This is a genomic window from Serinicoccus kebangsaanensis (assembly GCF_008919445.1).
GTDB classification, from domain to species: domain Bacteria; phylum Actinomycetota; class Actinomycetes; order Actinomycetales; family Dermatophilaceae; genus Ornithinicoccus; species Ornithinicoccus kebangsaanensis.
This window is the reverse complement of record NZ_VSLG01000001.1, coordinates 351391-364966: the sequence shown is the minus strand read 5'-3', so window position 1 is coordinate 364966 and position 13576 is coordinate 351391. Positions and strand designations below refer to the sequence as shown.

General features: G+C 69.3%; 18 protein-coding genes. 6 read left to right on the top strand and 12 right to left on the bottom strand.

Going from position 1 to position 13576, the window contains the following annotated elements; genetic code table 11:
• Positions 1-138: 138 nt before the first annotated feature.
• Genes FXF60_RS01750 through FXF60_RS01730 form a run of 5 tightly spaced genes read right to left on the bottom strand, consistent with a single transcriptional unit; the run spans position 139 to position 2809 of the window.
• The gene (locus FXF60_RS01750) at positions 139-624 is read right to left on the bottom strand and encodes a histone-like nucleoid-structuring protein Lsr2 (RefSeq protein WP_238335641.1); all 486 of its coding nucleotides are present in this window, start codon (positions 622-624) and stop codon (positions 139-141) included.
• On the bottom strand, positions 624-1760 hold the full coding sequence (locus tag FXF60_RS01745; RefSeq protein ID WP_238335640.1) for a YihY/virulence factor BrkB family protein: 1137 nt from the start codon (positions 1758-1760) through the stop codon (positions 624-626). Before FXF60_RS01745 ends, FXF60_RS01750 begins: the two co-directional genes overlap by 1 nt.
• A complete protein-coding gene (locus tag FXF60_RS01740) occupies positions 1757-2119 on the bottom strand; it encodes a DUF3618 domain-containing protein (protein WP_151523508.1) in 363 nt (120 codons plus the stop codon). Before FXF60_RS01740 ends, FXF60_RS01745 begins: the two co-directional genes overlap by 4 nt.
• Positions 2116-2526, bottom strand: coding sequence for a phage holin family protein (locus FXF60_RS01735; RefSeq protein ID WP_238335639.1), 411 nt, complete (start codon positions 2524-2526; stop codon positions 2116-2118). Before FXF60_RS01735 ends, FXF60_RS01740 begins: the two co-directional genes overlap by 4 nt.
• Positions 2519-2809, bottom strand: a complete 291-nt coding sequence (locus FXF60_RS01730; RefSeq protein WP_151523506.1) for a YtxH domain-containing protein — start codon at positions 2807-2809, stop codon at positions 2519-2521. Before FXF60_RS01730 ends, FXF60_RS01735 begins: the two co-directional genes overlap by 8 nt.
• Positions 2810-2967: 158 nt before the next feature.
• Between FXF60_RS01730 and FXF60_RS01725 the strand changes: the two genes are divergently transcribed.
• The 3 genes from FXF60_RS01725 (at position 2968) to FXF60_RS01715 (ending at position 5196) form a co-directional block, all read left to right on the top strand.
• Complete coding sequence (locus FXF60_RS01725; RefSeq protein ID WP_238335638.1) at positions 2968-3249, top strand: DUF4235 domain-containing protein; 282 nt, start codon at positions 2968-2970, stop codon at positions 3247-3249.
• Between the two features lie 66 nt (positions 3250-3315).
• Positions 3316-4032 carry a TetR/AcrR family transcriptional regulator C-terminal domain-containing protein gene (locus FXF60_RS01720; protein WP_151523505.1) on the top strand — a complete coding sequence of 239 codons (717 nt, stop codon included), beginning with the start codon at positions 3316-3318 and terminating at the stop codon, positions 4030-4032.
• A gap of 348 nt (positions 4033-4380) precedes the next feature.
• Entirely contained in the window at positions 4381-5196 is an 816-nt protein-coding gene (locus FXF60_RS01715) for a DUF2382 domain-containing protein (RefSeq protein WP_151523504.1), read from the top strand.
• Between the two features lie 121 nt (positions 5197-5317).
• Here FXF60_RS01715 and FXF60_RS01710 read toward each other — a convergent pair whose 3' ends face one another.
• Entirely contained in the window at positions 5318-5530 is a 213-nt protein-coding gene (locus tag FXF60_RS01710; protein WP_151523503.1) for a GntR family transcriptional regulator, read from the bottom strand.
• Positions 5531-5712: 182 nt separating this feature from the next.
• Between FXF60_RS01710 and FXF60_RS01705 the strand changes: the two genes are divergently transcribed.
• A complete protein-coding gene (locus FXF60_RS01705) occupies positions 5713-6258 on the top strand; it encodes a hypothetical protein (RefSeq protein ID WP_151523611.1) in 546 nt (181 codons plus the stop codon).
• 457 nt (positions 6259-6715) lie between these two features.
• On the opposite strand, the gene FXF60_RS01700 is transcribed toward FXF60_RS01705, so the two are convergent.
• The 3 genes from FXF60_RS01700 to FXF60_RS01690 all read right to left on the bottom strand — a co-directional run bounded on the left by FXF60_RS01700 (position 6716) and on the right by FXF60_RS01690 (position 9287).
• Positions 6716-7051, bottom strand: coding sequence for an SDR family NAD(P)-dependent oxidoreductase (locus tag FXF60_RS01700; protein WP_151523502.1), 336 nt, complete (start codon positions 7049-7051; stop codon positions 6716-6718).
• Between the two features lie 375 nt (positions 7052-7426).
• Entirely contained in the window at positions 7427-8554 is a 1128-nt protein-coding gene (locus FXF60_RS01695) for a tyrosine-type recombinase/integrase (RefSeq protein ID WP_151523501.1), read from the bottom strand.
• Between the two features lie 280 nt (positions 8555-8834).
• On the bottom strand, positions 8835-9287 hold the full coding sequence (locus FXF60_RS01690) for a hypothetical protein (protein ID WP_151523500.1): 453 nt from the start codon (positions 9285-9287) through the stop codon (positions 8835-8837).
• Positions 9288-9515: 228 nt separating this feature from the next.
• Between FXF60_RS01690 and FXF60_RS01685 the strand changes: the two genes are divergently transcribed.
• Both FXF60_RS01685 and FXF60_RS01680 read left to right on the top strand, forming a co-directional pair.
• Positions 9516-10448, top strand: coding sequence for a trypsin-like serine peptidase (locus FXF60_RS01685; RefSeq protein WP_151523499.1), 933 nt, complete (start codon positions 9516-9518; stop codon positions 10446-10448).
• Positions 10449-10458: 10 nt separating this feature from the next.
• Positions 10459-10710 carry a carboxypeptidase-like regulatory domain-containing protein gene (locus FXF60_RS01680; RefSeq protein ID WP_202879515.1) on the top strand — a complete coding sequence of 84 codons (252 nt, stop codon included), beginning with the start codon at positions 10459-10461 and terminating at the stop codon, positions 10708-10710.
• 20 nt (positions 10711-10730) lie between these two features.
• Here the strand turns inward: FXF60_RS01680 and FXF60_RS01675 are convergent, their stop codons facing one another.
• The 3 genes from FXF60_RS01675 to FXF60_RS01665 are packed head-to-tail and all read right to left on the bottom strand — an operon-like array spanning position 10731 to position 13569.
• Complete coding sequence (locus tag FXF60_RS01675) at positions 10731-11717, bottom strand: lysylphosphatidylglycerol synthase transmembrane domain-containing protein (protein ID WP_192796550.1); 987 nt, start codon at positions 11715-11717, stop codon at positions 10731-10733.
• Positions 11714-12553 (bottom strand): class I SAM-dependent methyltransferase, encoded by an 840-nt coding sequence (locus FXF60_RS01670; protein ID WP_151523496.1) that lies wholly within the window; start codon positions 12551-12553, stop codon positions 11714-11716. The genes FXF60_RS01675 and FXF60_RS01670 overlap by 4 nt, the downstream gene beginning before the upstream one ends.
• A complete protein-coding gene (locus FXF60_RS01665; protein ID WP_192796549.1) occupies positions 12547-13569 on the bottom strand; it encodes a glycosyltransferase family 4 protein in 1023 nt (340 codons plus the stop codon). Before FXF60_RS01665 ends, FXF60_RS01670 begins: the two co-directional genes overlap by 7 nt.
• Between the last annotated feature and the right edge of the window lie 7 nt (positions 13570-13576).

The window sequence follows — 13576 nt, the reverse complement described above, 5'->3', positions numbered from 1 at the left end:
TGCTGTCGACCTGACTGCTGTGCTCCCGGCCCGACTCCCGGTCCCGGGTCCGGTCCAGGCCAAATACGACCGGCAAGGGTCTCATCCGCACGGTGCCGGGTCTCAGGTCGCCGATGGGGGTCATGGGGGCGTCCTGCGTCATCCAAGCCTGCTTCCGTGGTGGTGATCCGAGACCACAGGAAGAACGTCATCTAGCCGGTTACGCAACTCGTCACATCTGTGGTTGGAGCCGTGGCCAGCTTGCCGGGCGAGGGGGACTGCTGGAGATCTCGCTGGACATGACTGGCGGGCTTGGGCTAGTGGGCGGCGTCGTAGGCGTTGACCACGGCCTGGGCGACGCGACCGCGGTCGCTGTGACCTGGTACCCGTTCTCTCGGCCCACTGCCGGACCTGGGCCAGGTCGTTGCGGCCGGACGAGTTGTTGGGCCGGCGATGAGTCTGCCGTCGGCCACCCGCCTGACGGGCATGCTCGATCCACTCGTCGAAGTCGTGGCGTAGCTGGGTGGCGTGCTGGTCGTGCAGGTCGATCTCGTAGGACACGCCGTCCAATGCGAATTCGACGGTCTGTTGCGCCTCGGTGCCGTCGAGGTCATCGACGAGCACCAGTTTCACGTTCTGCACCATCAGTGACTCTTCTTCCTGGGGTGCTGGGCTCCGTTGACCCGGTAGGGGGTTTGGTCGGGTTCGGTGGTGTCCCCGCCGCTGCGGCGCAGGGCGCGGGCTTTGTCCTGGTCCTCCAGCTCCTTCTCCTGCGCCGCGCGGATCTTGGCGTCGTCGCGCGGGGGCAGCTGGATGTCCTCCTCGGCCTCGATGCCGGCGATCAGCTGGCGGGACCGCTCCAGCTCGGCGTCGACCTCCGCCCCGAGCAGCAGGGCGAGGTTGGTGATCCACAGGTAGAGCAGGAAGATGATCACCCCGGCGAACGACCCGTAGGTGGCGCCGTAGCTGGAGAAGTTGGCGATGTAGAAGCCGAACGCGACCGAGATGAGGATCCACACGAGGATCGCGATCGCGGCACCGATGCTCAGCCACCGGAACTTGGGCTGCTGGACGTTCGGCGTGCTGTAGTACAGCAGCGCCACGAGCAGCATGACCAGCAGCAGCACGACCGGCCACTTGGCGATCTGCCAGACGGTGACCACGGTCGACCCGAGGCCGATGGCCTCGCCGAGCGCCGTCGCCACCGGTCCGGACACGATGAGCATCAGGGCGATGAGCACCACCATGAGCACCATGACCAGGGTGATGAGGAGCATGACCGGGCGCAGCTTCCACACCGGCCGACCCTCCTCGATCTCGTAGACCCGGTTCATCGCGCGGCTGAACGCGGTGACGTAGCCCGAGGCAGACCACAGCGCGGTGGCCAGACCGATGACCAGGGCCAGCCCGGCACCCGGGGAGGTGGCCAACGACTGCACCACCGGCTCGAGGGTGGAGGACCCGGACTCACCGAGCACGCCCTCCAGGACGGGCATCACGGTGTCGACCACCTGCTGGCTCTGCCCGACCAGTCCCAGCAGGGAGAAGATCGCGATGAGCGCCGGGAAGATGGCGAGCACGGCGTAGTAGGTCAGCGCCGCAGCCAGGTCGGTGCACTCGTCGTCCAGGAACTCCCGTAACGCCTTGCCCGCGGTGTACTTCCACGCCGGCCCGGTCATCTGCGCCGGCGAGTCCGGCTTGTCCTCCCGCTCCGGGTCCGGCGCGTCCACCTGCTCGGCCTTGCCGCCGGTTTCCTTACGGTTGGCTGCGCTGGAGCTCACCGGCGCGCCCGCCGGGCGACCCCGATGATCAGCACCACGGCGGCCACGGCACCCAGCGCCGGGGCGAGCACGCTGAGTACGTCCCGGTGGTCCTCACTGTTCAACCTGGCCTTGACCTCACCCACGCCAGCATTGGCGCGCGTCTGGGCCCACTCGACCTTGTTCGTGGCCTGCTTCTTGACCGCCTCGATTTTGTGCTGGGCCTGCTTCTTCACATCCAGACGCTCGGTGAGCTCGTCGACAGTCTCACCCAGCTCCGCGCGGTGACGGGCGATGTCGGCCTCGATCTGTGCCGGGTCGCCGCTGGCCTCGTCCTGGGTGTTTTCGCTGTCGGGAGTCTCGTGCGGTGTGGTGCTCATGACTGGGCGGCCCCTTTCACCTCGGCGATGTCCTGCTTGACGTTGTCCATCGCGCGTTCGGGCTTGGCCGGGGTGGCCTCCTGAACGCGCTTCTTGCCCACGAGCGACACCACCGCCGCCGCGGCGAGCAGCAGCAGGGTCACGATGCCCGCGGCGGCCCACGGGGGCAGCACCAGGGCGAGCACCAGGATGACCGTCGTGATGAGGGTGGCGATGCCGAAGAAGGCGAGCAGGCCACCGGCACCGAACATGCCGATGCCCACGCCCGCGTTCTTGGCCTTGGCGCTCAGCTCGGCCTGCGCCAGGCGCATCTCGTCCCGGATGAGGGTGCTCGTCTGCTCGCTCATCCGCGCGATGAGCTCACCCGTGGACGCGTGGTCGGTGTCCGGGGTGAACCGCTCAGCCACGGGGGTCCTCCAGGTCATCACCCGCGAGGGCGCTGTCCGTGTCGACGTCCCAAGGGCCGTCCATGCTGCCCTGGTCGCCGTCCTTGGCATCCTTCAACCGGCCCTTGGCCTGCTCGGTCACCCTCCCGGCCTGCTCCTTGGCCTTGTACGCCTGCTCCTGCACCTTCGGGTGCCCCCACAGTTCCTGCGCCTTCGCGCTCAGCTGCTCGTACCGCTCACGGCCCGCCTTGGCTCCTAGGACGTATCCGGCCCCGAACGCGGCGGCCATCATGATCTTGCTCATCGTCTGCTCCTGACTGCAGAGGTGTCTTGCGCGGACCCGGCTGGGTCAGCGTCGCCTTGCTGTGATGCTCAGCATGCGAATACGGTGTAAACGTACGGCGTAGTCCATGTCCGTGCAAGCGTGTCCTCGGGCGGGTCCGGGGCCCAGACGAGGAAGCGGTGAGCTCAGTGAGCGACAAGATGTGGAGCCTGGCGACGACGGTGGCGGCGATCGGCGGGGGAGTGCTAGCCAAGAATGTCACCGAGACGACATGGAAGTTCGTCACCGGCAGCAACTCCCCGAGCAACCCCGAGGACCCCGAGGTGGACTGGGGTGAAGCCATGGCCTTCGCGCTGGTCTCTGGGGCGATCGTGCAACTGGTGCGGGTGTGGATCAACCACAAGTCCACCGAGGCCTACACCAAGCGCAAGGGCCACCTGCCCGAGTCAGTCGCGGGTTGAAGCCGAGGGTGACAAGGAGCCAGCGCAGAGGGCGTGTGACACAGTGGGTACCCAGGAGGTGCCCTGATGAGCCCAGACGAGCGGGCGGGTACGCGCCGCTCGCGGCGACGCTTGAGCCGTGAGCGCATCGTGGATGCCGCCCTTGCCAGCATCGAGACACGGGGCGTTGAGCACACGACGATGCGCAGGCTTGGCCCTGATCTGCAAGTCGAAGCGATGGCGCTGTACCGGTACGTGTCTGGACGTGAGGACCTGCTGGAGGCGGTCGTGGTGAGACTGCTCGAGGGCCTGGTAGGTCGGGTGGACGCCGCCCGGCCGACGAGTTGGCAGCAGTACTTACAGCTGCTGGCTCACGAGATCCGCGATGTATCCCTTAGGCACCCGGCTGCTTTCCCGCTCGTGGTATCCCGCCACCCGGCTACCCCTTGGCTACGTCCGCCCCTGCGGGACATCGAGACGGTCGAGCACCTTCTCGCCACGCTGACCGACCACGGCTTTGACGATGGGCGCGCGGTCGACGCTTACAAGGCGTTCACCAGCTTTCTCGTCGGCTATCTTCTGCTAGAGGTATCCATGCGCGTCGAGAACGTCGCTGCCGTCGAAGAGCCCATGAACGAAGGAAGCGCCGACATCCCCGAGCAGGACGACCCGGACACCGGGCTGTATACGGCTCCGCACGTGCTGCGCATGCGCGAACTGCTCAGCCAGGACCGCGGTGAGGAAGAGTTCGAAATCGGACTTGAGATGCTGCTGAATCGCATCGAACAGTCCGTCTCCCACTAGCCAGACATCACCTCGCCCCCCGGGGCACCAGAGGCTTCCCGGAGGTGCATCACTCGCATACGGCCGGTGCCATCCGCGCTAGACGCGGTCACCGCCGCAGGCGGCCGGGCGATCCCAGTGCTCCACGACGTCGCGCCAACGGCAATGCCCCCAGTGCACATCGGCTGTGCTGCGCCTCCCGGTCATCTACCCCGTATGGGCGTTGCTGGCCGGCCACTGCAGCCGCCTCCCAGGTGCCGCCCCGGGGGCACGCCAGTCCGGGTTGCGGGCCACCAGTCGTAGATCTACCTTTACGGTGTAAGCGGACGGTGCATCAGGGCACCGTCCACCCACCACAGGAGTTCCCGCATGATGAACGAGGAACAGATCCAGTCCCTGCGGAACGACGGCGTAGTCGTCGACCAGGATGGGGAAAAGATCGGCAAGGTCGGCCAGGTCTATCTGGAGGACTCGACCGGAGAGCCCGCCTGGGTCACCATCAAGACCGGGCTCTTCGGGACCTCGGAGTCGTTCGTGCCCTTGCAGGGCGCGACCGTGCAACTCGACGAGATCCGTGTGCCCTACACCAAGGACCAGGTCAAGGACGCCCCGCGGGTGGAAGAGGACGGCCACATCTCGGTGGAGGAGGAGCGCGAGCTGTACTCCTACTATGGCGGCCGGGACGGGCAGCAGCACGCGAACAACGGTGCACCGGCGTCCCGCGACCGAGCCGACACCCGCACCACTCACGGGACCGTCGCCGGCACGGGCTCCCCAGGCAACAGGCGTCAGACCAGTGACCACGAGGCGGACGCGAGCATGGTCCGCTCCGAGGAGCAGCTCCAGGTCGGCACCGAGAAGGTAGACGCCGGCAGGGCCCGGCTGCGCAAGTACGTCGTCACCGAGAACGTGACCAAGACCGTTCCCGTCGAGCGGGAGGAAGTCCGCATCGAACGGGAACCGCTCGACGAGCAGGACAGGGCACGCCTGTCCGGGACTGACCTCGGCGAGGACGAGCAGGAAGTCACCCTCACCGAGGACCAGGTCCTCGTCGACAAGGAGACCGTGCCAGTCGAAGAGGTCCGCCTCGACACCGACACCGTCGCCGAGGAGCAGCAGGTGACCGACGAGGTTCACAAGGAGCAGATCGACACCGACCTGCCCGAGGAGCATCGCGGCCGCTGACCGATCACCGATCACCACCTACCCTCGGCCCCACCCATGTCCCGGGTGGGGCCGAGACTGTCCAAACCCTTGGGGGCTGCCCGTGCCGACAAGGCAGCCACGGACTGCGCCAAAGCGTCCATCACCAACGGCGCAGGCAGCTCACGGCAGACCTTTCGCAGGGCCCGACCAGACCCCACGCCAGTGGGGCGATCCCCAGTTCCGCGGCCAGTTGTCGGACCGGTGGCAGCTTCTCGTCGGCGACCAGGTCGCCGCCACGCACCCCTGGGGACCACTGGTCCCCGATCTGCTCGAAGACCGGCATGCTCGCCCCGGCGTCGATCCGGATCAGCATGCCTGCTCCCTCACGCGCACGCGGGGTCTGACGCTGTCCCTGCTGCTCATGCTCCACCGTCCGGAGACGGCTCGAGGTGTCCTTGAGGTGCGCCTTCGCGTGCTACTGCGTGGCGTAATACTACATATAGTAGTATATTGGGTGTGTTCGAAAAGGATCCGATGAGACAGGAGCGTGCCGACATGACGACCCACACGAGCACTGGCCAGAACCGGACGACAGGTTCGGTGGGGACCGGACGCCGAGAGCTGCCCGTCCTCGGTGGGATTGCCCTCGGGGTGATGCGACTGGCCTTCGGGTTCTACTTCTTGTGGGCTTTCCTGGACAAGACCTTCGGCCTCGGCTTCGCGACCCCGGCGGAGGGTTCGTGGCTGGGCGGGGGCAGCCCGACGACGGGCTACCTGTCTGGGGTCGAGGGCCCACTCGCTGTCTTCTACCAGGGGATGGCGGGCATCGTCGTCATCGACTGGCTGTTCATGCTCGGATTGCTGGGCATCGGGGTGACCTTGATGACCGGCATGGGCGCTCGGGTCGGTGCGTTGTGCGGCACGCTGATGTACCTGTTCATGTACGGAGCAGCGATCCCCACAAGCACCAACCCCTTCCTCGACGACCACCTCACCGGTGCAATTGTGCTGCTAGTGATCGCTGCTATCCCGGCATCCTGGTCCTACCTCGGACTCGGCGATCTCTGGCGCAAAGTGACGCCCTCGCCCGTGCTGCGCTGAGAGGCTCTGAGCTGGCCTGCTGGTCGGCGGGGTCGAGTAGTCGGCATTTTCGCCACCAGGGCCGGCTTGGTTATCGGGGGTCGGAACCGCTGGCGGTCAACCGCAGGTCGGCCATCTTCACCTATGGCGCCGGCGGTCAGCTCGTCCACCGGCGATTGCCTCGACGCGCGACGTCGTACTGACGGAACCTTGAGATCAGCAAGGACACGAGTGGCATCGTCAGGACAGGGCAGGTCAGCAACCCCTCGCTTCGACGGATCAGAGTCATCGACCACGTCCTCGTGATCTCCGAGAACGAGAAGCGACCCCGGGGTGGGAGAATCACACAGTTGGCCATCCGTCTGCGCGCATCCGGTGCAGCAGCCACAGGAAGTAGCGGGTGCCGAGCAGCGAGACCACGAGCCCAGCCAAGACTGACGCACCGACGGGCACGTGCAGGTCTCGTGCTGTCGATGCGTCAGCAGCGATAGCCGTGGCACGCTGCCTGGGTGATGCCGGCCACGTGCAGGAGCACCTCGACCGGGCCGAGCTCGGCCTCCACCTGGCGCACCACGTCCCGCACGGCCTGCCGGTCCGACACGTCGCACCGGGTGGCGACGATCCTCCCTGCCGCAGGCTCGCCCGCGGCGGCCCGCTGCTGGGCGACCTCGGCACCCTGGCGTGCCTGGTCCAGATGGCGCGAGCAGATCGCGACGTCGTAGCCGCGGCCAGCCAGCTCGGCGGCGACCAAGAGGTCGAGACCGCGCGAGCCGCCCGCGACGAGGGCGACGGGACGGGCAGGGGAGGAGTCTATCTGTCAACGGTAGGAGCCGATGACACGCTGCGCGAGCGCAAGGGCCACGAACTCACGGCGGCACCGCCACCCGACGTCGAGCGGACACCTCGCACGTAGTCGTGGGTGAGGATCGGGCGCGTAAGGGGCTTCCTCGACCGGCGGCGGATGACCAGGCGCCGATCGAGGTCGATCGGCAGACCTCTCATCTGTTCACTCATCCGTCCTGGGGTTGGTCGACGTGGTGACGACCGCAAGGTCTCAGCCCCCGAGGCAGCGGTCACAGGCCTGTCACAGGCGCGCTGCCTGAGGTGCCGGCGCAGGTCAGGAGGATGGGTAGGGAGGTTCCCGCCACTTCTCCCCACAGGCACCCACCAGCAGTGCCGACGCACCTAATCATCCAGGGTTGCCCTGTGCCATGGCGGAAAGAGCTGCAGCGATCTGGGCGTCTCGACCCTTCGCAGCATGTTGGTAGCGCATCGCTGCGGCTGGTGTGGAGTGCCCAAGCCGTCCCATGAGTTCGGCTAGCGTGGCGCCAGTCTGCGCTGCCAGCACCGCCCCGGTGTGGCGTAGGTCGTGCCACCTCAGGTCCGGGCGGTCGGCGGCCTCTCGGGCACGATAGAACGCGCCGTAAAGGGAGGCCGGGGCCAGGTGCTTCGCCGGATCCCCAGCCGAGGGGAACAGCAGGCCGTCCCTCCCGGTCATATTCGCGGCCAGGTGCTCGCGGACGGCAGGGACCAGGTGCGGGGGGATAGCGACGTCGCGGATTCCGGCGGCGCTCTTGGGTGTGCCGACCACGAACTGTCCTCTCACGCGGGTAACGGCACGTCGGACTTTGATCACACCGTTGGTGAGGTCGATGTCCTTGCGGCGCAGCTCGGTCAGCTCCCCGAACCGAAGGCCACACCACGCGGCCAGAAGAGTCATGACCTTGTAACGCTCGGGCATGGCATCGACCAGAGTGGCGAGTTGGTCCAGCGTCGCGGGCTCGGTTCGTGTCGCGCGCTTGGCGTTGCCCGCGCCGCGAATGTGCACGGGGTTCGCCGCGATCTTCTCGTCGAGCACTGCGCTGCCCAGGATCGTGCGCAGCAGCCCGTAAGCGTGAGACCGGATTGTTGGTTTTTGGGGATCGAGCTCGGCGTACCAGTTTCCGACCACCTCACTCGTGAGGGCGCGAAGGGGGAGAGCGCCGAGCGCTGGGAGGATGTGCCGGTCGAGAAGCTGCAAGTAGTGCTCGCGGGTGCGCGGCTTGAGGTCGCGATGCTTCATCCATCGCTCGACGTAAGCCGCGAGGGTGGTGGCCTCGCGCTGACGCTGGGTGCTCATGCGCTCCCTTGGGGTGGACCACTGATCTCCTGTCGTGAGTCGCCGCTCGGCGGCCAACCATGCTTCGGCGTCCTCGGCGGTCTCAAAGGTGGTGGGGGCGTAGTGCAAGTTGGAGTCTGGCCCCGTGTAGAACGCCTGCCACCGCTTGCTGGGGAGGCGACGCAGCTGACCGAAGCCGCGCTTCTTGCGAGCTGGCATGGGATGCCTTCCGTGCAGGATACGTGCAGGATCAGAGTACCTGTCTGTCCAGTTCTGGTACCATATGACACGCGATACTGTTCAACGTATACGCAGTTCAGAGTCCTTTAGTGCAGGCGAACCTCAGTATCGCAGCATCGTGCTCAAACTGGGTCGATCCCAGTATCGTCCACCAACGCAGCAGGCCCCTGACCAGCGAAAACGCCAGTCAGGGGCTGTGTTGTTACCAGCTGCGTGTGACCTACGTGTCACCTGGACCCGTGAGCACCAGCTCGACGGGTCAGATGTGCACGTGGCAGTACACCCGCACCGCCTTGGAGTTCATCCACTCCCCGGCCTGGCCGACCCGCTTCCAGTCGAAGTGGGCGCGGGCACGCACGAGCACATAGCCGTTCCCGTGGCAGCCGTGCAGGAGGTAGGTCCGAGACTTGTCCACGGACCGGTGCCAGCCGTCGTAGTCTCTGTCGGTCTGCAGGGTCACCCACTTGCCTCCGCTGCGCCGCTGCAGCTGGACGTCAGTAACGCGGACCTTGAAATCCAGCCCGTCGCCTTTCACGTCCCGGATGATGGCTCTAGCCCGGACGTCGTTGCCAGGCAACGCGACAGAGACACAGGTCCGCACCTGGCTGCCGTCGCAGCGTTGACCGGCCGCCGAGGCCGGCGCGGCCGTCATCATGCTCCCGGCCACGGCCAGTGCGGCAGCGGCGGACAGGACTCGCTTGGCGATGCTCATCTTCAATTCCTCCCGCGGACCGGCGGCTCTCGCCGGTCCGTGGCCGGACGAAGTCCGTTCCCCGCCCTGACCCGGATCCAACCGTAGCAGCGCCTCTCCCCCCGCCCCAGGACAGAGCAGCCACGTCGAGCCGACCTCGCAGCCTCGCGTATCTGAGGGCATACCAGCGGCTCCTACTCCTCGACGCACCGGCGCAGGGGCCGGTGCGCGCACACGAGGAGAGACACCATGTCGCACGACACCACGAACCCGCACGAGCCGGTGGCGCCGGAGCCGGAGCCGACCGACGAGGTCGGCACCGAGGAGCTCACCGAGGACCCGCAGACGGGGGACAACGCCCAGAAGCAGAGCGTCGAGGGGCTCGACCTCGAGCCGGTCGCGGCCGCCATGGCCGAGGCGCTCAGCGCGGAGGAGACCGCACCCGACACGTCGGGCCTGCGGCCGATCGGTGAGGCCACCTACGGCCCGCCGGACCCCTCGACCGAGTCGGTCCAGGGTCCGGACAACCGGGTGCAGATCACCGGCACCAGCAGCTACCCGTGGCGGGTGCACTGCTCGCTGCTCATCACCGCCAACGACGGCTCGCGCTGGATCGGCACCGGCTGGTTCAACGGCCCGAAGAGCGTCATCACCGCGGGCCACTGCGTGTTCATCCACGCCCCCGGGACCCAGCGGCACGGCTGGGTCCGCAGCGTCGAGGTCATGCCCGGGCGCAACGGCGCGAGCCTGCCCTACGGCAAGGTCGTCGTGCCCCGCGCGCAGCTGCGCAGCGTGCACGGCTGGACCAGCAGCCCGAACCACGAGTACGACTACGGCGCGATGCTGCTCAGCGAGCCCAAGGGCAACGAGACCGGCTGGCTCGGCTTCGCCAACTGGTCCGACGCCACGCTGAACGGCAAGACCCTCAACCTGTCGGGCTACCCGGGCGACAAGCCCAGCGGCACGCAGTGGTACCACTGGAGCGGCGTCGCCTCGCTCAGTGCCCGCAAGGTCTACTACACGCTCGACACGGCCGGAGGCCAGAGCGGCAGCGGGGTCTACGTCATCGAGAACGGCGGCCGGTATGCCGTGGCGATCCACGCCTACGGTGGCTCCAGCAGCAACAGCGGGACCCGGATCAACAAGCCGGTGTTCGACAACCTCAAGCTCTGGAAGGGCTGAGCCCACCATCATGACCGGACGGATCCGCGGCATCGTCCTCGATGCGAGCGGCAGCCCCGTCCCCGACGCCCGGGTGGCGTTGGAGGCGGGGCCCGTCCCGGTGCCCGACGTCGCGCTGCTCAGCGACGGCGACGGGCAGTTCTGGCTCGACGTGCCGCAGCCGGGGGAGTATGTCGTCGCCGCGCACGCCGACGACGGCTCGGGGCGGTGCACGGTGACCGTGCCCGGCGGAGGAGTCGTGCGGATCGTCCTCGGCCGGTGACCGCGGGGCGGGCCGTGGGCTCACCTGCGGTGCGTGCGGTCGCCTCCGGCGAGGTCGTCGGTGCCCTGGTGGGTGTCCGCCCGAGCCCGGCGCCGGCCCCGGGCATCGCCCGCCGCACGCACGCGCGGAGCCAGCCGCACGGCGAGCACCACGGCGCCGGGGAGCGTGGAGAGCAGGGCCATGATGCCGTAGCCGATGGACACGGTGACGCCGGTCCCGGCGTCGAGGCCGACCACGGTGAAGATCCAGCCGGCGGCCGCCTCCCGGGTGCCCCACCCGCCCACGGCGATCGGCACCGACATGCCCGCGATGGAGACCGCCGCGACACCTGGGGCCAGGGTCGGGTCGACCTCCGGTGCCACCACCGCCACGGCGAGGACGAACATCCCGACGAAGGCCGCCCACCCCGCGACCGACAGCAGCACCACCGCGCCCAGGTCCACCCGGGGCAGGACACGGAGCCAGCGCCACGCCACCACGGCGGTGACCACCGCGACGACCAGGCAGGCGAGCGCGGCGAGCGAGGCCAGGGGCACCAGAGCCACCGCCGCCGCCGCGAAGACCACCGTGGTGCCCGCGAGACGCTCCGCGGTGACCGCGGCGAATCCGCTGGCGAGGGCGCGCCGACCGGCGCTCACCTCGGCGTCACTGCTGTCGTCGGCGGCCCGCAGCACGTCGCCGGCGAGTCCTCCGGGCAGCAGGCTGTTGAGGAAGGCCGCCTGCCAGCACCGGGCGAGCGCCGGGCCCACCGGCATACGGATGTGGTGGTGCCGCGCCACCAGCCGCCAGCGCAACGCCTGGGCGAGCACCCCCACGGCGCCGAGCAGGATGCCGAGGGCGATGGCCCACCACGGCAGCGACCGAGCCGCCGTCGTGAAGGGCCTCAGGCCCCACTGGGAGACGATGAGGCCGAGCACCACCACCGTGACCAGGACCTGCAGGGTCGCGAGGACCACCAGGCGGGTCCGACCGGGTGCCGACCCGCCACCGTCGTGAGGCGGGGTCACCGGCCCGTCCGGGTCTGCTGCGGGGCGTCCGACGGCAGACTGAGCAGGTCCACGTGCCCGACGCGCACGGTGAGCGCACCGGCCTGCAGCTGCCACTCGCGCTCGGCACGCCAGGCGCGCGCGAGGGAGTCCAGGTCAGGACGCTCCTCGACGACGACCGCCGCACGGTCGTCGAGGTAGCGGCGGAGCAGGACCTCATCGGCGGGGCCGAGGACCCAGTCGGTCGCGGCCAGCTCGACGTGGGCCCCGCGACGTCGGAGCGCCGCCGCCATGGTGGTCGCCGCATCAGGGCCGAGCAGGCCGTCGCGTCGCTGATGGGCGTCGAAGGCGGCCGCGACCGTCGCGTCGTCGGGGTGCCCGGGGTCGAGCGCGACCTCCCCGGTGACGGTGAGGCTGAGCAGCGCCGGGACGCCGGGTCGACCGGCCGGGGCGATCACCTCGGCGAGCGCGTCGAGCTCGGCGGGCCGGAGCAGGTCCAGCAGGGCCGCGCAGGTCAGCACCACGTCGCGGTCGGGAGGCAGCACCTCAGCGAGGTCGCCCACCGTCGCGACCGCACGCTCGGTCTCGATCTCCCCGGAGACGCCGTCGGCCTCGACCGACCCCAGGAGGGCGGGGTCGTGGTCGACGAGGATCCAGTGCTGTGGTCCGGGCAGGCGAGGGGCCAGCCAGGCCTGGTTCGAGCCGGTGCCCGCGCCGACGTCGACGACGAGGAGCTCGTCCCGGTCCCTCAGGTGCCCGGTGAGCTCGTCCAGCAGGCCCTGCGCCCCCGCGCGGGCCTGGTGGTCGGCGGCCCGTCGCAGAGCCAGCCACTCGGGCGCGACCGGACGGGCTACCACCCCAGCACCGCCCGGAACTCGCTCGCGGCCGTGCCCCATCGTCGCAGTCTAGCCCGGTGGTCCAGGGCCGCCGCCCGCCACCGTCCGCGCAGGTCAGGGTGGTCGAGCCACCGTCCGAGGGCCTCGCCCCACGCTGCCGGCAGGTCGATGTCCACCACCGCACCGGCGTCGGGCAGCCCGTCCCGCTCGCCCGAGCCGCGGAGGGCCTCCACCGCCCCGGTTCCGCTCGCGACGACCCCGGGGACACCGTGGGCCAACGCCTCGCTCACCACCATGCCGTAGGTCTCGGCCGTCGAGGGGAGGACGAGCAGATCGGCGGTGCGCCACACCGCTTCGAGCTCGCCGTCGCTGCGGGTGCCGAGCACCCGGACCCGCTCCCTCAGGGCGGCCGCTGCGTCGCGGACGGCGTCGACGTAGGCCCGGTCGGCGCCGGCCGGCCCGACGAGTGACGCGGTCCAGGAGCGGTCGCGGACTCCTGCGAGTGCGTCGACGAGGGCGAGGGGGTTCTTCCGCCGGGTGAGGGCCCCGACGAAGAGCAGGTGAGGTGGGCTGCTGCCGCGGGACACCGGCGCGACGTCCACGCCTGGGGGCACGGCGTGCACGTGGCGGAGGTCGTACCGGCGCGCCAGATCCTCGCGCGCCCACCTGCTCGTCGCGACCACGGTGTCAGCGACGCGCAGCGCCTCGTGCTCGGAGGCCGAGATCCGGGCCTGCTCCCGGGCCCCTGCCCCGTTCTCGACGGGGAGCGGCAGGTGCACCAGCACGTGGACTCGGACGCCGCGTGCGCGGGCCGAGGCGAGCTCGGCCGGTGCAGCCGACCCGATGAGCCCGTCCACCACGACGTCGCCGTGCCTCGTCAGCGCCTGGTCCAGGGCGCGCCGGTCGTCCTCCGTCGCTCGCGGCCAGTCGCCGGGGATCCGCTCCTCGACGACCGCCACCCCCATCGCGGCCAGCTCGGCCAGCACGCGGGCGTTGTAGCGGTTGCCGCCGCTCGGCCCGACGAGGTCACCGGGCACGAGGATG

Coding starts and splice junctions, on each gene's coding strand:
- FXF60_RS01750 (WP_238335641.1), bottom strand. CDS start 624: ATGGTGCAGAACGTGAAACTGGTGCTCGTCGATGACCTCGACGGCACC.
- FXF60_RS01740 (WP_151523508.1), bottom strand. CDS start 2,119: ATGAGCACCACACCGCACGAGACTCCCGACAGCGAAAACACCCAGGAC.
- FXF60_RS01730 (WP_151523506.1), bottom strand. CDS start 2,809: ATGAGCAAGATCATGATGGCCGCCGCGTTCGGGGCCGGATACGTCCTA.
- FXF60_RS01720 (WP_151523505.1), top strand. CDS start 3,316: ATGAGCCCAGACGAGCGGGCGGGTACGCGCCGCTCGCGGCGACGCTTG.
- FXF60_RS01715 (WP_151523504.1), top strand. CDS start 4,381: ATGATGAACGAGGAACAGATCCAGTCCCTGCGGAACGACGGCGTAGTC.
- FXF60_RS01710 (WP_151523503.1), bottom strand. CDS start 5,530: ATGCTGATCCGGATCGACGCCGGGGCGAGCATGCCGGTCTTCGAGCAG.
- FXF60_RS01705 (WP_151523611.1), top strand. CDS start 5,713: ATGACGACCCACACGAGCACTGGCCAGAACCGGACGACAGGTTCGGTG.
- FXF60_RS01695 (WP_151523501.1), bottom strand. CDS start 8,554: ATGCCAGCTCGCAAGAAGCGCGGCTTCGGTCAGCTGCGTCGCCTCCCC.
- FXF60_RS01690 (WP_151523500.1), bottom strand. CDS start 9,287: ATGAGCATCGCCAAGCGAGTCCTGTCCGCCGCTGCCGCACTGGCCGTG.
- FXF60_RS01685 (WP_151523499.1), top strand. CDS start 9,516: ATGTCGCACGACACCACGAACCCGCACGAGCCGGTGGCGCCGGAGCCG.
- FXF60_RS01680 (WP_202879515.1), top strand. CDS start 10,459: ATGACCGGACGGATCCGCGGCATCGTCCTCGATGCGAGCGGCAGCCCC.